Below are 23929 nucleotides of genomic sequence, written 5' to 3'. Positions count from 1 at the left end.
TTTTGCGGCATTGGCTTTCAAGGTGTCGACAATATGCTGGATCAACTCGATCCCCCGGTGGTTACGCAAGACGAGTCGGAGACGCTTTCCGAAAACGTCTTCCGCCGCATTCAGGCGGCCATCGTCAAAGGCGAGATCGCCCCGGGCAGCAAGATCTCCGAGCCGGAGCTGGCGCGCACCTACGGCATCAGCCGCGGGCCGTTGCGCGAGGCGATCCATCGACTGGAAGGCCAGCGCCTGCTGGTCCGCGTACCGCACGTCGGGGCGCGGGTGGTTTCGCTGAGCCATGCCGAGCTGCTGGAGCTCTACGAGATTCGCGAATCCCTCGAAGGCATGGCCTGTCGGCTGGCGGCCGAACGCATGACCGTCGAAGAAATCGACGAACTGCGCCGGGTCCTCGAAACCCACGAGCGCGATGAGGCGTTTCAGGCCGGCGTTGGCTATTACCAGCAGGAAGGCGACTTCGATTTCCACTACCGGATCATCCAGGGCAGCGGCAACCGCACCCTGACGCAGATGCTGTGCGGCGAGCTCTACCAACTGGTGCGCATGTACCGCATCCAGTTTTCCACCACGCCCAATCGCCCGCACCAGGCCTTTGCCGAGCACCACCGAATTCTCGACGCCATCGCCGACCGTGACGGTGAGCTCGCCGAGTTGTTGATGCGCCGTCACATCGGCGCCTCCAAACGCAATATCGCCCGTCACTACCAGGACGGCGCTAACCAGACAGCCACTGAACGAGGTGAGTCATGAGTTCCAACAAGAGCACTCCAGGCCAGCGTTTCCGCGATGCGGTCGCCAGCGAACATCCGCTGCAAGTGGTCGGCGCGATCAACGCCAACCACGCGCTGCTGGCCAAGCGCGCCGGTTTCAAGGCCATTTACCTGTCGGGTGGCGGGGTGGCTGCCGGCTCCCTCGGCGTGCCGGACCTGGGCATCACCGGCCTGGATGACGTGCTGACCGACGTGCGTCGCATTACCGACGTGTGCGACCTGCCGCTGCTGGTGGACGTGGACACCGGTTTCGGTTCCTCGGCGTTCAACGTCGCGCGCACCGTCAAGTCGATGATCAAGTTCGGCGCGGCGGCGATCCATATTGAAGACCAGGTCGGCGCCAAGCGCTGCGGTCACCGTCCGAATAAAGAGATCGTGTCGCTGCAGGAAATGGTCGACCGGATCAAGGCCGCCGTCGATGCGCGCACCGATGACAGCTTCGTGATCATGGCTCGCACCGACGCCCTGGCAGTGGAAGGTCTGGAATCCGCGCTGGATCGCGCCGCCGCCTGCATCGAAGCCGGCGCCGACATGATCTTCCCGGAAGCCATCACCGAACTGGACATGTACAAGCTGTTCGCCAACCGCGTGAAAGCGCCGATCCTGGCCAATATCACCGAATTCGGCGCGACGCCGCTGTACACCACCGAGCAACTTGCCGCTGCCGATGTGTCGCTGGTGCTGTACCCGCTGTCCGCTTTCCGCGCGATGAACAAAGCGGCGGAAAACGTCTACACCGCAATCCGTCGCGACGGCACGCAACAGAACGTGATCGACACCATGCAGACCCGCATGGAGCTTTACGATCGCATCGACTACCACACCTTCGAGCAGAAGCTTGATGCGTTGTTTGCCGCGAAGAAGTAACGAAAGCCCTGTAGGAGCGAAGCTTGCTCTGGGCGGCGATCCGACGAAGACGCACTGACATTCACATTAATGTCGTCTGATACAGCGCTTTCGCGAGCAAGCATCGTTCCTACAAGTTTCCCTGACAAATTCAAGAAAAACTGGAGACAGCAATGGCCGAAGCAAAAGTACTCAGTGGCGCCGGGCTCCGTGGCCAGGTTGCCGGGCAAACCGCTCTGTCCACCGTGGGCCAGTCGGGCGCCGGCCTGACCTATCGCGGCTACGACGTTCGCGAACTGGCGGCCGACGCGCAATTCGAAGAAGTGGCTTATCTGCTGCTTTACGGTGAATTGCCGACCAAGGCACAACTCGCCGCTTACATCAGCAAACTGGGCAAGCTGCGCGACCTGCCGCAAGCGCTCAAAGAAGTGCTGGAACGCATTCCTGCCGACGCTCACCCGATGGACGTGATGCGCACCGGTTGCTCGTTCCTGGGCAACATCGAGCCGGAGAAAGACTTCTCCGAGCAACACGACGTGACCGACCGCCTGCTCGCCGCGTTCCCGGCGATCATGTGCTACTGGTATCGCTTCAGCCATGACGGCAAGCGCATCAGCTGCGTGAGCGACGAACAATCCATCGGCGGCCACTTCCTGCACTTGCTGCACGGCAAGAAACCGAGCGATTTGCACGTCAAAGTGATGAACGTTTCGCTGATCCTCTACGCGGAACACGAGTTCAACGCCTCGACGTTCACCGCACGGGTGTGCGCCTCGACGCTGTCGGACATGTATTCCTGCGTCACCGCGGCCATCGGTTCGTTGCGCGGCCCTCTGCACGGCGGCGCCAACGAAGCGGCGATGGAAATGATCGAACGCTTCTCGTCGCCTGAAGAGGCCGTCGAGGGCACCCTCGGCATGCTGGCGCGCAAGGACAAGATCATGGGCTTCGGCCACGCGATCTATAAAGACAACGATCCGCGTAACGAAGTGATCAAGGGCTGGTCGAAAAAACTCGCTGAAGAAGTGGGCGACACCGTGCTGTTCCAAGTTTCCGAAGCCATCGACGCGACCATGTGGGAACAGAAGAAACTGTTCCCGAACGCCGACTTCTACCATGCGTCGACGTACCACTTCATGGGCATCCCGACCAAGTTGTTCACACCGATCTTCGTCTGCTCGCGCCTGACCGGCTGGGCGGCGCACGTGTTCGAACAGCGTGCCAACAACCGCATCATCCGCCCGAGCGCCGAGTATGTCGGCGTCGAACAGCGCAAGTTCGTGCCAATCGAACAACGCTGAATGGTGAAGGCCTGCACCGGGATCTGAACTCTACGCAGATCCCTGTAGGAGCGAGCCTGCTCGCGATGACGGACTGACATTCAACATCGATGTCGACTGATTGACCGCTATCGCGAGCAGGCTCGCTCCCACAGTGGATTGTGTGCATTTCAGGTGCTGTGCCAGGCCGCACCTTTTGAAACTACCGTGACCGAGTCCTGACGATGAACACTGAATTCCGTAAACCGCTGCCCGGCAGCCATCTGGATTACTTCGACGTCCGCGCGGCTGTCGAGGCCATCCAGCCTGGCGCCTACGACACTCTGCCGTACACCTCACGCGTGCTGGCGGAAAACCTGGTACGTCGCTGCGACCCGGCCACGCTCACCGAATCCCTGAAGCAATTCATCGAGCGCAAACGCGACCTCGACTTCCCGTGGTTCCCGGCTCGCGTGGTGTGCCACGACATCCTCGGCCAGACCGCGCTGGTCGACCTCGCCGGCCTGCGTGACGCCATCGCCCTGCAAGGTGGTGACCCGGCGCAAGTGAACCCGGTGGTGCCGACGCAGTTGATCGTCGACCACTCCCTGGCCGTCGAGCGCGGAGGCTTCGACCCGGAGGCGTTCGAGAAGAACCGCGCCATCGAAGACCGTCGCAACGAAGACCGTTTCCACTTCATCAACTGGACCAAAAAGGCCTTCAAGAACGTTGATGTGATTCCACCGGGCAACGGCATCATGCACCAGATCAACCTGGAGAAAATGTCTCCGGTGATCCAGGTACGTGACGGCGTGGCGTTCCCCGACACTTGCGTCGGCACCGACAGCCACACCCCGCACGTCGATGCACTGGGTGTGATCGCCATTGGTGTCGGTGGTCTGGAAGCCGAGAGCGTGATGCTCGGCCGTGCGTCGTGGATGCGTCTGCCGGAAAGCGTCGGCGTTGAACTGACCGGCAAGCTGCAACCGGGCATCACCGCCACCGACATGGTGCTGGCGTTGACCGAGTTCCTGCGCAAGCAAAAAGTGGTCGGCGCATGGCTGGAATTCTTCGGTGAAGGCGCCGCCGCGCTGACCCTCGGCGACCGCGCAACCATCTCCAACATGGCCCCGGAATACGGCGCCACGGCGGCGATGTTCTACATCGACCAGCAAACCATCGACTACCTCAAACTCACCGGCCGTGAAGACGAGCAGGTGCAGTTGGTTGAGAACTACGCCAAGCAAACCGGCCTGTGGGCTGACAGCCTGAAAGGCGCGCAATACGAGCGCGGCCTGACGTTCGACTTGACCACCGTCGTGCGTAACATGGCCGGCCCGAGCAACCCGCACGCCCGCGTCGCCACCTCGGATCTCGCCGCCCAAGGCATCTCCGGTCAGTGGGACGACGTTCCTGGCCAGATGCCGGATGGCGCGGTGATCATTGCCGCCATCACCAGCTGCACCAACACCAGTAACCCGCGCAACGTGATTGCCGCCGGCCTGCTGGCGCGCAACGCCAACAAGCTCGGCCTGACCCGCAAGCCGTGGGTCAAATCGTCCCTGGCGCCGGGTTCCAAAACCGTGGCGCTGTACCTGGACGAAGCCGGCCTGACGACTGAGCTGGAGCAACTTGGTTTCGGCGTGGTGGCGTTCGCTTGCACCACGTGTAACGGCATGTCCGGTGCGCTGGATCCGGTGATCCAGCAAGAGATCATCGACCGCGACCTGTACGCCACCGCCGTGCTCTCCGGTAACCGCAACTTCGACGGCCGGATTCACCCGTACGCCAAGAACGCGTTCCTTGCTTCGCCGCCGTTGGTGGTCGCTTACGCCATCGCCGGCACCATCCGTTTCGACATCGAAAAAGATGTGCTGGGCCTGGACGCCGAAGGCAAGGAAATCCGCCTGAAAGACATCTGGCCGAGCGACGAAGAAATCGACGCCGTGGTCAAGGCGTCGGTCAAGCCGGAGCAGTTCCGTCAGGTCTACATTCCAATGTTCGCCATCCATGAAGACACCGGCCCGAAAGTCACGCCGCTGTACGACTGGCGCGAGATGAGCACTTACATCCGCCGTCCGCCGTACTGGGAAGGCGCGCTGGCCGGCGCACGTCCGCTCAAGGGCATGCGCCCATTGGCGGTGCTGCCGGATAACATCACCACCGATCACCTGTCGCCGTCGAACGCGATCATGCTGGACAGCGCGGCGGGTGAATACCTGGCGAAAATGGGCTTGCCGGAAGAGGACTTCAACTCTTACGCGACTCACCGTGGCGACCACCTGACCGCGCAACGCGCCACCTTCGCCAACCCGAAACTGTTCAATGAAATGGTTCAGGAAAACGGCAAGGTCAAGCAGGGTTCTCTCGCTCGCGTCGAGCCGGAAGGCAAAGTGATGCGCATGTGGGAAGCCATCGAAACCTACATGGAGCGCAAGCAGCCGCTGATCATCATTGCCGGTGCCGATTACGGTCAGGGTTCGTCCCGCGACTGGGCGGCCAAGGGCGTGCGTCTGGCGGGTGTCGAGGCGATTGCCGCTGAAGGTTTCGAGCGCATCCACCGCACCAACCTGGTGGGCATGGGCGTGTTGCCGCTGGAGTTCAAACCGGGCACCGACCGTCATACCCTGGCCATCGACGGTAGCGAAACCTACGACGTGATCGGTGAGCGCACGCCGCGTGCCGAACTGACGCTGGTGATCAACCGCAAGAACGGCGAACGCGTCGAAGTGCCGGTGACCTGCCGCCTCGACACCGCTGAAGAAGTGTCGATCTACGAGGCCGGCGGCGTGTTGCAGCGTTTCGCTCAGGACTTCCTCGAAGAATCGGCGGTTGCCGTTTAACACGATGAGTTCGGGCGGGCCCCTGCGGTCCCGCTCGATCCTAAAAGGACCATCATGGCTCACGCACCTCAGATCAAAATCCCCGCCACCTACATGCGCGGCGGCACCAGCAAAGGCGTGTTTTTCAGCCTCAAAGACCTGCCCGAAGCGGCACAGATTCCCGGCCCGGCGCGCGATGCCTTGTTGCTGCGCGTGATCGGCAGCCCCGACCCCTACGACAAGCAAATCGACGGTATGGGCGGCGCGACGTCCAGCACCAGCAAAACCGTGATCCTGTCGAAAAGCACCAAGGCTGATCACGACGTCGATTACCTGTTCGGTCAGGTCTCGATCGACAAGCCTTTCGTCGACTGGAGCGGTAATTGCGGCAACCTGTCGGCAGCGGTCGGTTCGTTCGCCATCAGCAATGGTTTGGTGGACGCCAGCCGCATTCCGCAGAACGGCATCGCCGTGGTGCGTGTATGGCAGGCCAACATCGGCAAGACCATCATCGCCCACGTGCCGATCACTAACGGTGAAGTGCAGGAAACCGGCGATTTCGAACTCGACGGCGTGACCTTTCCCGCCGCTGAAGTGCAGGTCGAATTCATGGACCCTGCCGCGGAAGAAGAGGGTGGCGGCGGTTCAATGTTCCCCACCGGCAATCTGGTGGATGACCTGGAAGTGCCCGGCGTCGGGACCTTCAAGGCAACCATGATCAATGCCGGCATCCCGACGATTTTCGTCAATGCCGAAGACATTGGCTACACCGGCACCGAGTTGCAGGGGGCGATCAATGGCGATCCGAAAGCGCTGCTGATGTTCGAGACGATCCGTGCTTATGGCGCGTTGCGCATGGGCTTGATCAAGGACCTGGACGAAGCGGCCAAGCGTCAGCACACACCTAAGGTGGCCTTTGTGGCAAAGCCGGCGGACTACGTGTCGTCCAGCGGCAAAGCCATTGCGGCAGGGGATGTCGACCTGCTGGTACGTGCGTTGTCGATGGGTAAATTGCACCACGCGATGATGGGCACGGCGGCCGTTGCCATCGGCACGGCGGCGGCGATTACCGGCACCTTGGTCAACCTCGCGGCGGGTGGAATCGAACGCAATGCCGTGCGCTTCGGGCATCCGTCCGGCACCTTGCGTGTGGGCGCTGAAGCTAGCCTGGTGAACGGTGAATGGAAAGTGAACAAGGCCATCATGAGCCGCAGTGCGCGGGTGTTGATGGAAGGTTACGTCCGCGTGCCGGGTGATTCCTTCTAACAACACCTAACGCCTGTAGGAGCCAGGCTTGCCGGCGAAGGCGCCCTCAAGATCGCCTTCGCCGGCAAGCCTGGCTCCTACAGGTCCGATTTCAACAATAAGAATGTTGTAACCCATCGAGATTGATCCCTGAACCGAGGTCCCATCAACGAACCACTTCAAGAGTGAATCGAACATGAGCGCCAACGTCGACCTGAACAACCGCCCCGACTACGACACCGTCCTGCAGGACATTGCCGATTACGTCCTCAACTTCAAGATCGAGTCCGCCGAAGCGCTCGACACTGCCCGCAACTGCCTGATCGACACCCTCGGCTGCGGCCTGCTGGCCCTGCGCTTCCCCGAATGCACCAAACACCTGGGCCCTATCGTGGAAGGCACCATCGTCCCGTTCGGTGCACGCGTGCCAGGCACCCCATTCCGGCTCGATCCCGTCAAGGCGGCCTGGGACATCGGCTGCATCGTGCGCTGGCTCGACTACAACGACACCTGGCTCGCCGCTGAATGGGGCCATCCGTCCGATAACCTCGGCGGTATTCTTGCAGTGGCCGATCACCTGTCGCAAAAGCGCCTGGCCAATGGCGATGCGCCGCTGACCGTTCGCGCAGTGCTCGAAGCCATGATCATGGCCCACGAGATTCAAGGCGTGATCGCACTGGAAAACTCCTTCAATCGGGTAGGACTCGATCACGTCATCCTGGTGAAAGTCGCCTCGACCGCCGTCACCGCCAAACTCATGGGCGCCAATCGCGAGCAGTTGCTGTCAGCGTTGTCCCACGCCTTCGCCGACGGCCAGGCGTTGCGCACGTATCGGCATGCGCCGAACGCCGGGTCGCGCAAGTCCTGGGCGGCGGGCGATGCGTCCAGTCGCGGTGTGCGCCTGGCGGACATGGCGATGCGTGGCGAGATGGGCATTCCCGGCGTGCTGACGGCGAAGCAGTGGGGCTTTTACGATGTATTGTTCAGCCACACCAACAACGATCTGGCGCTCAAGCCCGAAGACAAACGCGCCTTCAGCTTCTCCCGCCCATACGGCACCTACGTGATGGAAAACGTGCTGTTCAAAATCAGTTTCCCCGCTGAATTCCACGCACAAACCGCCTGCGAAGCGGCAGTGACGCTTCATCCACAGGTTAGAAATCGTCTGCATGAGATCGACAAAATCGTCATCACCACCCACGAGTCGGCGATCCGGATCATTTCCAAGGTGGGCCCGCTGGCCAACGCTGCCGACCGCGACCACTGCATTCAGTACATGACGGCGGTGCCGCTGGCATTCGGCAATCTGGTCGCCGAGCAGTACGAAGACAGCTTCCACGCGGCGCACCCGATCATTGATGTATTGCGCGAGAAAATGGTCATCGTCGAAGACCCGCAGTACACCCGCGAGTACCTGGAGGCGGACAAGCGTTCCATCGCCAACGCGATCCAGGTGTTTTTCAAGGACGGCTCCAGCACCGAGAAGGTCGTGGTGGAATATCCGATCGGGCATCGCCGTCGCCGCACCGATGGCATTCCGTTGCTGGAGGACAAGTTCAAGGCCAACCTGGCGACGCGCTTCACCGCCCAGCGCAGTGCGGAGATTTTTGCGTTGTGCAAGGATCAGGCTGTGCTGGAGGCAACCCCGGTCAATCGCTTCGTCGACCAGTTCGTGATCTGACACGAATTCCTGCAAAAGACAGGGGGGCGGCGATCCGACTTGCCGGCGACGGCGTATTTGCAGACGCCTTCGCCGGCAGCCTGGCTCCTGCAGGGGCGGCCGGCGTCAACCCTTGAGCCATTTTTCGACGGGTAATTTGGTGATGGCAAACCCGGTCAGCAGCACCGCCGAATACCCCATCAACTCCCGGGTCAGACTGTGCCCTTCATACCACGCGCCAATCACCACCGCGAACACCGGAAAAATAATAAACACGAACGACAGAATGATCGGGCTCAAGCGTTTGAGCAGCAAAAAGTAAACGATAAACCCGCCCACCGAGGCCACAAGTCCCAGATACAGCAAGGCGCCCCACGAGCGCGCAGTGATGTCTTCGAACACCGGAGCCTCAACGCTCAGTCCCGCCACAAACAGCATCAAACCGGCCAGGCCGATGGGCAGCGTGTTGTAAGTAATCACACTGATCGCACTGCCTTGCTTCTTGGTGATGACGTAACACAGCGCATGCATGACCGCCGCCGCCAGAATCGCCAGTACCCCGAACAATTCGGCATGGTCCAGGTGCAGCCCCTGGCTGCGGATAATCATGAACAGACTGCCAAAACCGATGGCGATGCCAATCACTTGCGAAGGGTAGATTTTCTGCCGCAGAAACACGGCGGAAAACAGCAGGATGAACACCGGCATGCAGCTGAACAGCAGCGCGGTCAGGCCGGACGACACGTGCATCTCGCCGTAGTTGAGCAAGTAATACGGCAGGCTGAAATACGACAGGGTGACGAACACGAAAAACCAGCGGCTTTGCCGGGGAAACAGCAGCGGCTCGCGACGCAGCAGGGCGAAGCTCAAAAACAGCGGAAAGGCAATCAGAAAACGCAGCCCGGCGGCGGTCAGCGGGGGCACACTTTCGACGGCAATCTTGATGCCCAGCCACGTCGTGCCCCAACTCAGGCAAACGATCAGGAACAGCACGCTGGTGACCCCTCCGGCTAGCCACGGTTTTCGGATACTGGAAAAGGCGCTGAGGGCCGTGGACATGATCGTGCTCCTTCGTCGTCGAAATTGACCCCGTTACCAAATAGGTCTATCCCTGATTGAACCTGTTTTCAGCACGCTATTCGGGATGGAAATGACTGTCAAAGTAAGTATTGCCACGGTGTCAATCTTGCGCGAAGGCCTGGCTCAGGGGCGCGGCGTGAAGTACAAGCGCCTCGCCGAAGCCCTGGAAAAGAGTATCGGCGAAGGTTTGATCGAACCCGGCAGCAAGCTGCCACCCCATCGTCTGTTAGCAGACAGCCTGGGAGTGACCATCGGCACCATCAGCCGTGCCTATGGCGAACTGGAACGGGTAGGGTTGGTCGTGGCTCGTGTAGGAGATGGCACCTATGTGCGTCAGCGCGGGATGGAGCGGGTGCGGGATGGCGGCTTTCGCAATGTCAGCGACGACCCACAGCCTTACTTCGATATGAGTCGGAATCAGCCGATTCCGGGGCAGGAAGGCGCTTTTCTGAGTCAAAGCCTGCAGGCCTTGGCCAGCGATCCATACACCTTGCAACTGCTTAGCGGTTATACGGCCGATGCCGGGTTACCGCGCCATCGTGCGGCAGGTGCCCATTGGCTGCGGCATCAGGCCTTCGTACCGAGCGCCGAGCAGGTTATTTGCGTCAATGGCGGCCAGCACGGCTTGCTCTGTGTGCTGATGGCGCTGCTCAAGACCGGCGACACTCTGGTCACCGAGCAGTTGACTTACCCCGGGCTGATCAGTGTCGCCCGCATGCTCGGCATCAAGCTGATCGGTGTCGGGATGGATGACGAAGGATTGTTGCCCGAGTCTTTGTCGGAGGTTTGCCAGCATCATCGGGTATCGGCGGTGTACTGCACGCCGACTCTCCAGAATCCTACGGCGGCGGTGATGTCCGTCCCACGACGTGAGGCGATTGCCGAGGTCTGTTGCCAACATAATCTGCTGATCATCGAGGACGAAGCCCACGCCGTGCTCGCGCAGCAGCGTCCGTTGCCCTTAAGCCACTTTGCCCCGGAGCGTTCGGTGTTGATCGGCAGTCTGAGCAAAGCGGTTTCGGCGGGTTTACGGGCGGGTTATCTGCATGCGCCGCAACCGTTGATCGGACGTTTGAGCGCGGCGGTGCGCGGGACGTGCTGGATGGCGAGTCCGCTGTCGATGGAGCTGGCGACGGCGTGGATCGAAAACGGTATCGCCGAGCAGTTGCTGGGGCAGCAGATTGCTGAAATCAGTCGCCGCAAGCGTTTGGTCAGCCCCATGTTAGAAGAGGTCGGGTACAAGACTCATCCCCACAGCCCACACTTCTGGATCGAAGTGCCCGAGCCGTGGCGAGCATCGCAGATTGCGGCGGAGCTCAAGCAGAACAATTACCTGGTGGCCACCGCGGAAGCGTTTGCGGTCGGGCATGCCGCAGTGCCGCAATTCATTCGGGCGAGTGTGTGTCATTCGGCGGGGGATGATCGATTGTTGCTGCAGGGGTTTGAAGCATTGGCTAGGGCATTGGCGGAGACCGTGTAATCGTCCTTCGCGAGCAGGCTCGCTCCCACAGTGGATCTCTGTCGTACACAAACTTTGTGTCAACTGGAGATCAACTGTGGGAGCGAGCCTGCTCGCGAAAGCGCTATAACGGGCGCCGCAGAACTATTTGAACCGCCGCTCCACCCCTTTCTCCACCAGGATTTTCGCCGAAATCTCTTCCACCGAAAAATGCGTGGAGTTGATGTTCGGAATGTTCTCCCGGCGGAACAGGTTCTCCACCTCGCGCACTTCAAACTCGCACTGTGCGTAGCTCGAATAACGGCTGTTGGGCTTGCGCTCGTTGCGGATCGCGGTGAGACGATCCGGGTCGATGGTCAGGCCGAACAGCTTGTGCTGGTGGGCGCGCAGGGCGGTGGGCAGTTGCAGGCGTTCCATGTCGTCTTCGGTCAGCGGGTAGTTGGCCGCGCGGATGCCGAATTGCATCGCCATGTACAGGCACGTCGGTGTCTTACCACAACGCGACACGCCCACTAGGATGAGGTCGGCCTTGTCGTAATAATGCGTGCGCGCGCCGTCGTCATTGTCGAGGGCGAAGTTCACCGCCTCGATCCGCTCCATGTAATTGGAGTTGGTGCCGATGGAGTGGGATTTGCCGACGGTGTAGGAAGAATGCTCGGTCAGTTCCTGTTCAAGCGGCGCCAGGAAGGTCGAGAAAATGTCGATCATGAAACCATTGGACGTGGCGAGGATCTCACGGATGTCCTGATTGACGATGGTGTCAAAGATAATCGGCCGAAAACCGTCGGTTTCGGCGGCTTTGTTGATTTGTTGTACCATGGCCCGCGCTTTATCCACGTTGTCGATGTACGGACGCGTGAATTTGCTGAAGGTAATGTTTTCGAACTGCGCCAGGAGGCTTTGGCCGAGGGTTTCGGCTGTGATGCCGGTGCCGTCGGAAATAAAGAAAGCAGATCGTTTCATTTGCACCTTGGGCCTTAAGCTAGTGACGAATCTTGGATATGATAGGCGCGATTTGCCGGCCGCCAGTGGCCCGCATTCTCACTTATTTTCCAGGTCCAGGCCATACAGCTGGCAAACGCTCCCCCGAGCGCCCGGCTTCTGAGCTTTTCCAACACAGTTAGTGGAGAGATCACCTTGGTAGAGTACGTAGTTTCCCTCGATAAGCTCGGCGTCCATGATGTAGAGCACGTAGGGGGCAAGAACGCATCCCTGGGCGAGATGATCAGTAACCTCGCAGGTGCCGGTGTATCGGTGCCCGGTGGCTTCGCCACGACAGCTCAGGCTTATCGTGATTTTCTGGAACTGAGCGGCCTGAACGATCAGATCCACGCCGCCCTCGACGCCCTGGACGTCGACGATGTCAACGCCCTGGCCAAGACTGGCGCCCAGATCCGTCAATGGATCATGGAAGCCGAATTCCCCGAGAAACTCAACGCCGAGATCCGCACTGCGTTCGCCACGCTGTCGGCCGGCAACCCTGACATGGCTGTGGCCGTGCGTTCTTCCGCTACCGCCGAAGACCTGCCGGACGCTTCCTTCGCCGGTCAGCAGGAAACCTTCCTGAACATCCGTGGTGTCGAAAACGTTATTCGCGCCGCCAAAGAGGTGTTCGCCTCCCTGTTCAACGACCGCGCGATTTCCTACCGCGTCCACCAGGGCTTCGACCACAAGCTGGTTGCCCTGTCGGCTGGCGTGCAGCGCATGGTCCGCTCCGAAACCGGCACCGCCGGCGTGATGTTCACCCTCGATACCGAATCGGGCTTCCGTGACGTGGTGTTCATCACCGGCGCCTACGGCCTGGGTGAAACCGTCGTACAAGGCGCGGTGAACCCGGATGAGTTCTATGTCCACAAAGGCACGCTGGCCGCCGGTCGTCCGGCCATCCTGCGTCGCAATCTGGGCAGCAAGGCCATCAAGATGATCTACGGCGAAGTCGCCACGGCCGGCAAGTCGGTCAAGACCATCGACGTGGACAAGGCCGATCGCGCCCGTTTCTGCCTGACCGACGCTGAAGTCAGCGAACTGGCCAAGCAAGCCATGATCATCGAGAAGCACTACAAGTGCCCGATGGACATCGAATGGGCCAAAGACGGCGACGACGGCAAGCTCTACATCGTTCAGGCCCGTCCTGAAACCGTGAAGAGCCGCACCCAGGCCAACGTCATGGAGCGTTACCTGTTGAAAGAAACCGGCACCGTGCTGGTTGAAGGTCGCGCCATCGGCCAGCGCATCGGCGCCGGCAAGGTCCGCATCATCAAGGACGTGTCCGAGATGGACAAGGTCCAGCCAGGCGACGTTCTGGTGTCCGACATGACCGACCCGGACTGGGAACCGGTCATGAAGCGCGCCAGCGCCATCGTCACCAATCGTGGCGGCCGTACTTGCCACGCGGCGATCATCGCTCGCGAGCTGGGCATCCCGGCCGTGGTCGGTTGCGGCAACGCCACCCAGCTGTTGCAAGACGGCCAGGGCGTGACTGTTTCCTGCGCTGAAGGCGACACCGGTTACATCTTCGAAGGCGAACTGGGCTTCGACATCAAGAAAAACTCCGTCGATGCCATGCCTGATCTGCCGTTCAAGATCATGATGAACGTCGGTAACCCGGACCGTGCATTCGACTTCGCGCAACTGCCGAACGCCGGTGTGGGTCTGGCCCGTCTGGAATTCATCATCAACCGCATGATCGGCGTGCACCCCAAGGCGCTGCTGAACTACGCCGGGCTGCCGCAGGAGATCAAGGACAGCGTCGACAAGCGCATTGCCGGCTACGACGATCCGGTCGGTTTCTATGTCGAGAAGCTGGTTGAAGGCATCAGCACCCTGGCCGCTGCGTTCACGCCGAAAAAGGTCATCGTGCGTCTGTCGGACTTCAAGTCCAACGAATACGCCAACCTGATCGGCGGCAAGCTCTACGAGCCGGAAGAAGAAAACCCGATGCTGGGTTTCCGTGGCGCCTCGCGTTACATAAGCGAATCGTTCCGCGACTGCTTCGAACTCGAATGCCGTGCCCTCAAGCGCGTGCGCAACGAGATGGGCCTGACCAACGTCGAAATCATGGTGCCCTTCGTCCGTACCCTCGGCGAAGCCAGCCAGGTTATCGATCTGTTGGCGGAGAACGGTCTGAAGCGTGGCGAAAATGGTCTGCGCATCATCATGATGTGCGAGCTGCCGTCCAACGCCATCCTCGCTGAAGAGTTCCTCGAGTTCTTCGATGGCTTCTCCATCGGCTCCAACGACCTGACCCAGCTGACCCTGGGCCTGGACCGTGACTCCGGGATCATCGCGCACCTGTTCGACGAGCGTAATCCGGCGGTCAAGAAGCTGCTGGCCAACGCGATTCAGGCCTGCAACAAAGCTGGCAAGTACATCGGCATTTGCGGTCAGGGCCCTTCGGACCACCCTGATCTGGCCAAGTGGCTGATGGAGCAGGGCATCGAAAGCGTTTCGCTGAACCCCGATTCCGTACTGGAAACCTGGTTCTTCCTGGCTGAAGGTCAGGCTTCGGCTTGATGGTGTGAGTGAAGCCCCGGCCGCTTTAGTGGCTGGGGCTTTAAGATTCAAGTAGGGCGGGCTCCTCTGGAAGCCGCCCTTTTTTGTGCAAGAGCATTATGCAAAGCAGCAGCAACCTATTTCCTGTCGCCCTGATCAGCGCCGAGCGTCGCGGCGATCTGAGCGAAGATGTCTATCGTTTGAAACCTGGCAACAGCCCTGACGGCACCGTCGAACTGGCTGTGACGCGTCTTGGCATGGCTGATGAATCGTCCGTGCGTGGCGTGCCGGTGATTTTGTTGCACGGCAGCTTTTCCAATCGCCGGTTCTGGTTCTCGCCGAAAGGACTTGGGCTGGGCGCCTACCTGACGCGCCTGGGATTCGATGTCTGGATTCCCGAAATGCGCGGTCACGGCCTGTCCCAGCGTAATCAGAACTACCGCAAGAACCGTGTTGCCGACTACGCCCGTTACGATCTGCCGGCCATTGGCGCGTTCGTGCGCGAGCAGAGCGGTCAGGTCCCGCACTGGATCGGTCACTCGCTGGGCGGCATCACATTGGCGGCGGCACTGGGTGGGGAATACATTGGCGAACCTGTCGTGGCGTCGGCGGCGTTCTTCGGCACGCAGGTCAGTCGCACCTACTGGCCGTTGAAAATTCCACCGGTGGAGTGGAGCGGGCGCTTCATTCTCAAGCGTTTCGCCCAACTGTCCGGTTCGCGGCTCAAGCGTGGCCCGGAGGACGAGCCGATTGGCCTGGCCCTGGAAAGCATGCGCTGGTATGGCCTGTTCGGGCGCTTCGGCGATGCGCAGAAGGACTGGTGGGCGGGATTGGCCGACGTTCAAATACCGGTGCTGGCCGTGAGTGCCGCTGGCGATCACCAGGATCCGGCATGGGCGTGCCGCAAGTTGTTCGATCAAATGGGTTCCGAACACAAGCAATTCATCAACCTCGGCCGCGAGCAGGGCTTTGGCGATAATTTCGGTCACGTGGAAATGCTCGTCAGCAAAGCCGCCCAAACCGAAGTCTGGCCGTTGGTGGCGCGCTGGCTGGCCGATCAGCAAGCGCCTTTACTGGGAGAAAAGCCGGATTTGGCCACGGCAATCTGAGCCTGATGCTCTAACAAGGGCATTTCGCTCTGTTCGGCTTGAGGCTAAGATATGACGCATTGAGCTGTTCCGGTCACTTTGCGACACACTCGATTGTCTTCCTCTCTACAGGAGTTTCTCGATGAACCATTACCTCACGCCTGACCTGTGCGACGCCTACCCGGAGCTGGTGCAGGTGCTGGAACCGATGTTCAGCAATTTCGGCGGCCGTGATTCTTTCGGCGGCGAAATCGTGACCATCAAGTGCTTCGAAGACAACTCGCTGGTCAAGGAACAAGCCGAGCTCAAGGGCAATGGCAAGGTGCTGGTGGTCGACGGTGGCGGTTCCCTGCGTCGTGCCCTGCTGGGCGACATGATTGCCGAGAAAGCCGCGAACAACGGCTGGGAAGGGCTGGTGATCTATGGTTGCATCCGTGACGTCGACGTCATTGCGCAAACCGACCTGGGGGTTCAGGCACTGGCGAGCCATCCCATGAAGACCGACAAGCGTGGTATCGGCGATCTCAATGTGGCGGTGACCTTTGCGGGCGTGACCTTCCATCCAGGCCATTACATCTACGCGGACAACAACGGCGTGATCATCTCGCCAAGCCCGCTGAAGATGCCTGAATAAAGCGCAAGACCAACAAAGGGGTGCGGATGTTCGAGGAAGAAAACGCGCAGTGGGGGCTGGTGCATGCCCTGGTGCTGGATGGTAAAGGCGGTGCGCGTTCGATAGCCCGGACTGAACTCGATGATTTGCAGCTACAGGCCCATGAAAGCCTGTGGCTGCACTGGGATCGCAGTCACCCGCAAACCCAGACCTGGCTGCGCAAATCCAGCGGTCTGAGTGAATTCAGCTGTGACCTGCTGCTCGAAGAGAACACCCGTCCGCGCCTTCTGCCGCTGCCGGACTCCGAACTCCTGCTGTTTCTGCGCGGGGTCAATCTGAACCCGGGCGCAGAACCGGAAGACATGGTCTCGGTGCGTATCTTCGCCTCAGCCCAGCGTGTGATTTCCCTTCGCCTGCGTCCATTGCGCGCCACTGATGAGTTGCTGGTGACGCTGGCCGAAGGCAAAGGTCCGAAAACCGCCTCCGAACTCATCCTTTATATGGCTCAGTACCTCACCCATAAGGTGCAGGATCTGGTCAGTTGCCTCTCGGAAGTGGTCGATGAGGAAGAAGAAAAACTGGATGCCGACGAACGGTATACACCCGAGCACGGCGCCATTTTGCAGATCCGTCGACGGGCTGCTGCACTGAAACGTTTCCTTGCTCCGCAGCGGGAAATTTTCGGACAGCTGACGCGGATAAAACTGCCCTGGTTCGTCGAAGACGATGGCGATTACTGGAACGAATTGAACAACAGCCTGACCCGATATCTTGAGGAGTTGGAATTGACCCGGGAGCGGGTGGGGCTGGTCCTCGAGGCTGAAGACCGACGTTTGAGCGTGCGCATGAATCGCACGATGTACCGCTTCGGGATCATCACCGGGATCTTTTTGCCGATGAGTTTTCTGACCGGTCTTCTGGGCATCAACGTCGGTGGAATTCCATTCTCCGCCAGCCCTTATGGGTTCCTGATCGCGTGCCTGATGATGGTTTCGGTAGCGCTCGGACAGTGGTGGTTATTTAGACGTTTGCGCTGGGTGTGACGATGAGCCATGTGACCCGGGCAAATTTGACCGCGTCTTTCACAGACATCACGAGAGGTGCGTATGCACGATCCGTTTGAACAGTCTTTGCGCGACATGCTGAACGCCTCGCCGTCCACCCGTGACGACGATGCGTGCCTTGGGCGTGTCCTGAAAACCGCCAACCGCCAGGTCGGCGCTGGCGATCTGTTCAGCCTGCTGGGCCGCTGGTTGCCCGCGCTGATGATTGCCCTCAATAACGGCTCGGCCCACGTCTCGCCGGTATCCCGCCACCGTAAACCTACCGTTCGCACCGCTGATAAGGCTGATTGAATATGGAACTTGATCTCTGGACACAGAGCCTCGTCACTGCAATGACTGCGTTATGGACCAAGGTGGCCAATTTCATCCCGAACCTGTTCGGCGCGCTGGTTGTGCTGCTGTTGGGTTTCGTCGTTGCGAAACTTTTGGATACTTTGCTGTCAAAGTTGCTCGCCAAGCTGGGCCTTGATCGCCTGATGGGCGGCACCGGTCTGACTAAATTGCTGTCCCGGGCCGGCTTGCAAGTGCCGATCTCGACCCTGATCGGAAAGATTGTCTATTGGTTCGTTCTGCTGATTTTTCTGGTTTCTGCCGCAGAGTCCCTTGGACTTGAGCGAGTTTCGGCTACGCTTGACATGCTTGCGCTGTATTTGCCGAAAGTATTTGGCGCCGCGCTGGTGCTGCTGGTGGGTGTGTTGCTGGCGCAACTGGCCAATGGGCTGGTGCGTGGTGCCGCAGAGGGCGTAGGGCTGGATTACGCTGCGGGCCTGGGGCGAATTGCCCAGGGGCTGGTAATTATCATCAGTATTTCGGTCGCGATCAGCCAGTTGGAGGTCAAGACTGACCTGCTCAACCACGTGATTGTGATCGTTTTGATTACCGTTGGTCTGGCGGTTGCGCTGGCCATGGGGTTGGGAAGCCGGGAAATTGCCGGTCAGATTCTTGCGGGAATCTATGTGCGTGAGTTGTATCAGGTTGGGCAACAAGTGCGTGTTGGCGAGGTCGAAGGTCAGATCGAAGAGATCGGCACGGTTAAAACCACATTGCTGACCGATGAGGGTGAGCTGGTCTCTCTCTCCAATCGGATCCTCCTGGAGCAGCATGTGAGTAGCCGCTAACCCGGCAAACCCTGCTAATGTATGCCGCCGCAAAGTGCCCTGTAAGGGCTGCGGCGGACATTGACCTGACTGTCGGCCCGACTTGTTTTGAATAAAGCTCAATCGCTCTCCACGCGCTACGACCCCCGCGAGCTCTCTGATGAGGAGTTGGTCGCGCGCTCGCATACCGAGCTGTTTCACGTAACACGCGCCTATGAAGAACTGATGCGGCGTTACCAACGAACATTATTTAACGTCTGTGCACGATATCTGGGGAACGATCGCGACGCGGACGATGTCTGTCAGGAAGTGATGTTGAAGGTGTTGTATGGCCTGAAGAACTTCGAGGGAAAATCGAAGTTCAAAACGTGGCTCTACAGCATCACGTACAACGAATGCATCACACAGTATCGGAAGGAACGGCGAAAGCGTCGCTTGATGGACGCTTTGAGTCTGGACCCCCTCGAGGAAGCGTCTGAAGAAAAGACGCCGAAACCCGAGGATAAGGGTGGACTTGATCGCTGGCTGGTGTATGTGAACCCGATTGACCGTGAAATTCTGGTGCTACGTTTTGTCGCAGAGCTGGAGTTTCAGGAGATCGCAGACATCATGCACATGGGTTTGAGTGCAACAAAAATGCGGTACAAACGCGCTCTAGACAAATTGCGTGAGAAATTTGCAGGTATTGCTGAAACTTAGTTCGGCGCAAATATCTCTTACGTGTAGGCAAGTTCTGATAGACTTGCCGCCGAGTTGTCCCCCGGTTTGCGGGACTGCTTCACAATCACCAGATGGGGATTTAACGGATGAAACTGAAAAACACCTTGGGCTTGGCCATTGGTTCTTTGATTGCCGCCACTTCGTTCGGCGCTCTGGCACAAGGCCAAGGCGCAGTTGAAATCGAAGGCTTCGCTAAGAAAGAACAATTCGACAGCGCTCGTAACTTCAAGAACAACGGCAACCTGTTCGGCGGCTCGATCGGTTACTTCTTGACCGACGACGTTGAACTGCGTCTGGGCTACGACGAAGTGCACAACGTTCGTTCCGACGACGGCAAGAACATCAAGGGCGCTAACACCGCTCTGGACGCTCTGTACCACTTCAACAACCCAGGTGACATGCTGCGTCCTTACGTCTCTGCCGGTTTCTCGGACCAGAGCATCGACCAGAATGGCAGCAACGGCCGCAACCGTTCCACCTTCGCCAACGTTGGCGGCGGTGCCAAGCTGTACTTCACTGACAACTTCTATGCCCGTGCTGGCGTTGAAGCTCAGTACAACATCGACCAAGGCGACACCGAGTGGGCTCCAAGCGTCGGTATCGGTGTGAACTTCGGTGGCGGCTCCAAGCCTGCTGCTGCTCCAGTTCCAGCACCAGCTGAAGTCTGCTCCGACAGCGACAACGATGGCGTGTGCGACAACGTTGACAAGTGCCCGGACACCCCAGCCAACGTAACTGTTGACGCTGATGGCTGCCCAGCAGTTGCTGAAGTTGTTCGTGTTGAACTGGACGTGAAATTCGACTTCGACAAGTCGGTAGTCAAGCCTAACAGCTACGGCGACATCAAAAACCTCGCTGATTTCATGAAACAGTACCCATCCACCAGCACCACTGTTGAAGGTCACACTGACTCCGTCGGTCCTGACGCTTACAACCAGAAACTGTCCGAGCGTCGTGCAAACGCCGTTAAGCAAGTTCTGACCAACCAGTACGGTGTTGAATCGTCCCGCGTTCAGTCTGTTGGCTACGGCGAATCCCGCCCAGTTGCTGACAACAAAACTGAAGCTGGCCGCGCTGTAAACCGTCGCGTAGAAGCGCAGGTTGAAGCTCAAGCTAAGTAATTAGCCCGCAGCTCTGAGAAAAGCCCGGCTTAGGCCGGGCTTTTCTTTGTCTGCGATTTGGTGAGGGGCGAGCCGTCAGGCGCGTTGATATCCAGCATTGATGTCGACGGACAAGTCCGCTTCGCTAGCAGACTCGTTCCCACAGTAAAGCGCAGAGCGGGCTGCTACCGCGCCAATGACCAGGATCGCCGGGCTTTTCAATTCGAATGCTGAGGCATCCTGTTCCATGGCCGTCAAATTGCTCCGACATTCCCGTTGGTGCGCCAGGGACGCGTTTTCAATCATCGCTACCGGCATATCCGCCGCCATCCCCCCGGCCAGCAGCTGCTCGCGGATCTCGCTCAGCTTCGCCACGCCCATATAAATCACCAGCGTCGTGCCGCCCTGGGCCAGGGCCTGCCAGTTCAAACTGCTGCCGTCCTGAGTGTGGGCGGTGACCAGCGTCACACCGCGGGCAACGCCTCTGAGGGTCAGCGGAATATCGCATTGCGTCGCACCCGCCAGCCCGGCAGTGATGCCGTTGACCAGTTCGACTTCAACGCCGTGCTCGCGCAACCACTGTGCCTCTTCACCGCCGCGACCGAAGATGCACGGATCGCCGCCCTTGAGCCGTACCACGCATTTGCCGTGGCGGGCATAACGCAGCATCAGGCGATGAATGAAGGCTTGAGGCGTGGAACGACAGCCGCCGCGTTTGCCCACAGAAATGATCCGCGCGCCGGGGCAATGCTCCAGCACCGCGTCATTGACCAGATCGTCGATCAGCACCACATCTGCTTCTCTCAACGCCCGAACAGCCTTGAGGGTCAGCAATTCAGGGTCGCCGGGACCTGCACCCACCAGCCAGACTTTTGCGCTCATCGTATTTTCCTCACGCGATAACGGCGATCGGCTGCGCAGTGGCAGCCAGCAGACGCTTGATTTCAGGTACACAGGAGCCGCATTGCGTGCCGCAGCCCAATTCTTGTTTCAGGCCCTGCAAGTCCAGGCCACGGCTGATGCCGGCGCAGACCGCGCGTTGACTGACGTTCTTGCAGTTGCAAAGGGTTTTGGTGCCCGCTGCCGCCGTGCCCGCGTTACCCGGCTGCGCGCTCAGCGGTGCCAGCAGCCAGCGCCGCAGTTGTTCGTCGACGCGTCCCTCAAGCCAGAGGTTTTGCAGCCAGTGTTGGGCGAGTGTTTCGCCGGCCAAGCGAATCGCGGTAATCCGACCGTTCTCGATCCGCACGCGTTTGCCGATGGAGCGTCGTGGGTCGTCGTAGGCCAGTACGGGACCGTCGTTGAGCGCCAGGCACTGATCGATGTCACGCAGCAGTTGCGGATCAGGCGCGGTGGCGCTGGCAGCGCGTATCAGCAGCGCAGGGCGTTCACGGCCGACCAGGCTGAGGCTGGCGTAGGAAAACGCCTCACAGAGCGGTCGTAGCGTCTCAAAATGTTGTTGAACATTGCCTTCGACCAGGGCGAACAGCTGCCACGGCAACTGCACCGGCTCAAGTCGCACGCCGCTGTGTTTGAGTTCCGGTTGTTTTGACAGCGGATCAAAAGCGGGCAGGGTGAGGGAGTTCACGCCGCCCTTGAGGAAACGGTCACCAAAATGCATGGGCAGAAAGGCCTGGCCAGGCTGCACGCTGTCGTCGCTGGCGACCGGCACGATTACCGCGCCGCGCCGACTTTTCAGGCTGATCAGATCGCCGGGTTGCAGACGATGCCGACGCATTTCATCCGGATGCAGGCTCAACACGGCCTCGCTGACATGCCCGAACAGCTGCGCGGCGGTGCCGGTGCGGCTCATGCCGTGCCATTGATCGCGCAAGCGACCGGTGATCAGCGTCAGCGGGAAGTGTGCGTCGCGTTGTTCCCTGGCCGCGCGATACGGATCGGCCACAAACTGAGCACGTCCGCTGGCGGTCGGGAAAATACCGTCGAGATACAGGCGTGCAGTGCCTTCGCTGGCGCCAGTGGGGAAGGGCCATTGCTGTGGGCCGAGGCGGTCGATCAGCGCATGACTGATGCCGGACAGGTCCAGATCACGCCCGCGGGTCAGGTGTTTGTATTCGTCGAAAACCTGCGCCGGCGTTTCAAAGGCAAACAGGCTGTTTTGCCCGGGGCGCAGCTGTTTTTCCAGGCGTTGTGCGAAATCCACCGTGATCGCCCAGTCGGAACGCGCTTCACCCGGTGCGACGATGGCCCGGCGAACGTGGGAAATGCGCCGTTCGGAGTTGGTCACCGTACCGTCCTTTTCGCCCCAACTGGCGGCAGGCAACAGCAGGTCGGCGAACGCGGCGGTTTCGGTGGTGCGAAAGGCTTCCTGCAACACCACGAACGGGCAGGCTTCCAGGGCAGCGCGCACGGCGGTCTGGTCCGGCAACGATTGGGCCGGGTTGGTGCAGGCGATCCACAGGGCTTTGATTTTTCCGCTGCGAACCTGTTCAAACAACTCGATCGCGGTAAGCCCGGCATTTTCCGGAAGTTGATCAACGCCCCAATAGGCCGCCACTTCCGCGCGATGCTCGGCATTGGCCGCTTCGCGATGGCCCGGCAGCAGGTTCGACAGGCTGCCGGTTTCCCGTCCACCCATGGCATTTGGCTGACCGGTCAGGGAGAACGGTCCTGCGCCGGGACGGCCGATTTGCCCGGTGGCCAGGTGCAGATTGATCAGCGCGCTGTTTTTGGCGCTACCGGCGGTGGACTGGTTCAATCCCATGCACCACAGCGACAGAAAACTCGTGGAGGTGCCGACCCATCTGGCGCATTCCTGTAATTGCTCGACCTCGATCCCACACAGCTGCGACACCATTGACGGCGTGTAATCGCGTACAAGATTGGTCAGTTCGGCCAAACCTTCGGTATGAGCCTGGATGAAATCGCGATCGACCCAGTCTTCGCACAGCAGCAGGTGCAAAATCCCATGGAACAAGGCGACATCGGTCCCGGGAAGAATCGCCAGGTGCAGGTCGGCCAAATCGCAGGTGTCGGTACGACGGGGGTCAATGACGATGACTTTCATCTGCGGGCGGCGGGACCGGGCTTCTTCCAGGCGACGAAACAGTACCGGGTGGGCGTAGGCCATGTTGCTGCCGACGATCATCACGCAGTCGCTCAGTTCCAGGTCTTCGTAGCTGCATGGCGGCGCATCGGCCCCGAGGCTGCGCTTATAGCCGACCACTGCGGATGACATGCACAGCCGCGAATTGCTGTCGATGTTGTTGGTGCCCACCAGCGCTCGCGCCAGTTTGTTGAAGGCGTAATAGTCCTCGGTCAGCAACTGCCCGGAAATGTAGAACGCCACGCTGTCCGGGCCGTGTTCGGCGATGGTTCGGGCAAAGACATTGGCCGCGTGGTCGAGGGCGGTGTCCCAGTCGGTGCGGCTGCGGGCCAGGCCTTTGCCCAGGCGCAGTTCGGGGTACAACGCTCGCGCGGTCAAGTCGCCCGTCAGGTGCAAGGTCGAACCCTTGCTGCACAGCTTGCCGAAGTTCGCCGGGTGGCTCGGATCGCCGCTGACGCCGAGAATGCGCTCGCCGTCATGCTCGATCAGCACGCCGCAGCCGACCCCACAGTAGCAACAGGTGGAAGCGGTAATCTGGTTCATC

Annotated in this window: 19 protein-coding genes; 15 read left to right on the top strand and 4 right to left on the bottom strand. The window is 60.0% G+C overall.

What is annotated here, in order from left to right; translation table 11 throughout:
• Positions 1 to 33 precede the first annotated feature (33 nt).
• The 6 genes from FBY01_RS02435 to prpD all read left to right on the top strand — a co-directional run bounded on the left by FBY01_RS02435 (position 34) and on the right by prpD (position 8629).
• Positions 34 to 756, top strand: coding sequence for a GntR family transcriptional regulator (locus tag FBY01_RS02435; protein WP_010456551.1), 723 nt, complete (start codon positions 34 to 36; stop codon positions 754 to 756).
• Positions 753 to 1643 carry a methylisocitrate lyase gene (prpB, locus tag FBY01_RS02430; RefSeq protein WP_010456549.1) on the top strand — a complete coding sequence of 297 codons (891 nt, stop codon included), beginning with the start codon at positions 753 to 755 and terminating at the stop codon, positions 1641 to 1643. Before FBY01_RS02435 ends, prpB begins: the two co-directional genes overlap by 4 nt.
• A 152-nt stretch (positions 1644 to 1795) precedes the next feature.
• Positions 1796 to 2923: a 2-methylcitrate synthase gene (prpC, locus tag FBY01_RS02425; protein WP_102595490.1), complete on the top strand. Its 1128-nt coding sequence runs from the start codon at positions 1796 to 1798 to the stop codon at positions 2921 to 2923.
• A gap of 203 nt (positions 2924 to 3126) precedes the next feature.
• A complete protein-coding gene (gene acnD / locus FBY01_RS02420; RefSeq protein WP_145305888.1) occupies positions 3127 to 5724 on the top strand; it encodes a Fe/S-dependent 2-methylisocitrate dehydratase AcnD in 2598 nt (865 codons plus the stop codon).
• Positions 5725 to 5778: 54 nt separating this feature from the next.
• Positions 5779 to 6969 (top strand): 2-methylaconitate cis-trans isomerase PrpF, encoded by a 1191-nt coding sequence (gene prpF / locus FBY01_RS02415; protein ID WP_010456542.1) that lies wholly within the window; start codon positions 5779 to 5781, stop codon positions 6967 to 6969.
• Positions 6970 to 7144: 175 nt separating this feature from the next.
• Complete coding sequence (gene prpD, locus FBY01_RS02410) at positions 7145 to 8629, top strand: 2-methylcitrate dehydratase (RefSeq protein WP_145305890.1); 1485 nt, start codon at positions 7145 to 7147, stop codon at positions 8627 to 8629.
• A gap of 105 nt (positions 8630 to 8734) precedes the next feature.
• Here the strand turns inward: prpD and FBY01_RS02405 are convergent, their stop codons facing one another.
• Positions 8735 to 9667, bottom strand: a complete 933-nt coding sequence (locus FBY01_RS02405) for a DMT family transporter (protein ID WP_145305892.1) — start codon at positions 9665 to 9667, stop codon at positions 8735 to 8737.
• A gap of 91 nt (positions 9668 to 9758) precedes the next feature.
• Here FBY01_RS02405 and FBY01_RS02400 point away from each other — a divergent pair, with 91 nt between their 5' ends.
• Positions 9759 to 11168 carry a PLP-dependent aminotransferase family protein gene (locus FBY01_RS02400; protein WP_145305894.1) on the top strand — a complete coding sequence of 470 codons (1410 nt, stop codon included), beginning with the start codon at positions 9759 to 9761 and terminating at the stop codon, positions 11166 to 11168.
• Between the two features lie 123 nt (positions 11169 to 11291).
• Here the strand turns inward: FBY01_RS02400 and FBY01_RS02395 are convergent, their stop codons facing one another.
• Positions 11292 to 12110 (bottom strand): pyruvate, water dikinase regulatory protein, encoded by an 819-nt coding sequence (locus FBY01_RS02395; protein WP_077748193.1) that lies wholly within the window; start codon positions 12108 to 12110, stop codon positions 11292 to 11294.
• A 174-nt stretch (positions 12111 to 12284) separates the two neighbouring features.
• Between FBY01_RS02395 and ppsA the strand changes: the two genes are divergently transcribed.
• The 8 genes from ppsA (at position 12285) to FBY01_RS02355 (ending at position 20342) form a co-directional block, all read left to right on the top strand.
• Positions 12285 to 14660, top strand: a complete 2376-nt coding sequence (gene ppsA, locus FBY01_RS02390) for a phosphoenolpyruvate synthase (protein WP_145305896.1) — start codon at positions 12285 to 12287, stop codon at positions 14658 to 14660.
• A gap of 98 nt (positions 14661 to 14758) precedes the next feature.
• Entirely contained in the window at positions 14759 to 15748 is a 990-nt protein-coding gene (locus FBY01_RS02385; protein WP_145305898.1) for an alpha/beta fold hydrolase, read from the top strand.
• 121 nt (positions 15749 to 15869) lie between these two features.
• Positions 15870 to 16361: a ribonuclease E activity regulator RraA gene (gene rraA / locus FBY01_RS02380; protein WP_010456528.1), complete on the top strand. Its 492-nt coding sequence runs from the start codon at positions 15870 to 15872 to the stop codon at positions 16359 to 16361.
• A 26-nt stretch (positions 16362 to 16387) separates the two neighbouring features.
• On the top strand, positions 16388 to 17383 hold the full coding sequence (locus tag FBY01_RS02375; protein ID WP_083376059.1) for a zinc transporter ZntB: 996 nt from the start codon (positions 16388 to 16390) through the stop codon (positions 17381 to 17383).
• Between the two features lie 63 nt (positions 17384 to 17446).
• On the top strand, positions 17447 to 17695 hold the full coding sequence (locus FBY01_RS02370; protein WP_007944521.1) for a hypothetical protein: 249 nt from the start codon (positions 17447 to 17449) through the stop codon (positions 17693 to 17695).
• Between the two features lie 2 nt (positions 17696 to 17697).
• Complete coding sequence (locus FBY01_RS02365; protein WP_008027407.1) at positions 17698 to 18522, top strand: mechanosensitive ion channel domain-containing protein; 825 nt, start codon at positions 17698 to 17700, stop codon at positions 18520 to 18522.
• An 87-nt stretch (positions 18523 to 18609) separates the two neighbouring features.
• Positions 18610 to 19200, top strand: coding sequence for an RNA polymerase sigma factor SigX (sigX, locus tag FBY01_RS02360; RefSeq protein WP_010456518.1), 591 nt, complete (start codon positions 18610 to 18612; stop codon positions 19198 to 19200).
• A 107-nt stretch (positions 19201 to 19307) separates the two neighbouring features.
• Complete coding sequence (locus FBY01_RS02355) at positions 19308 to 20342, top strand: OmpA family protein (protein WP_145305900.1); 1035 nt, start codon at positions 19308 to 19310, stop codon at positions 20340 to 20342.
• A 75-nt stretch (positions 20343 to 20417) separates the two neighbouring features.
• Here the strand turns inward: FBY01_RS02355 and cobA are convergent, their stop codons facing one another.
• Both cobA and FBY01_RS02345 read right to left on the bottom strand, forming a co-directional pair.
• Positions 20418 to 21203: a uroporphyrinogen-III C-methyltransferase gene (gene cobA / locus FBY01_RS02350; protein WP_145305902.1), complete on the bottom strand. Its 786-nt coding sequence runs from the start codon at positions 21201 to 21203 to the stop codon at positions 20418 to 20420.
• A gap of 10 nt (positions 21204 to 21213) precedes the next feature.
• The gene (locus FBY01_RS02345; RefSeq protein ID WP_372241859.1) at positions 21214 to 23928 is read right to left on the bottom strand and encodes a molybdopterin-dependent oxidoreductase; all 2715 of its coding nucleotides are present in this window, start codon (positions 23926 to 23928) and stop codon (positions 21214 to 21216) included.
• Position 23929: the final 1 nt, after the last annotated feature.

This window comes from Pseudomonas sp. SJZ077, assembly GCF_007993905.1.
Taxonomy (GTDB): Bacteria; Pseudomonadota; Gammaproteobacteria; order Pseudomonadales; family Pseudomonadaceae; genus Aquipseudomonas; species Aquipseudomonas mandelii.
Note: the sequence above shows the minus strand (reverse complement) of the source record. Positions and strands in the feature narration are given on the sequence as shown.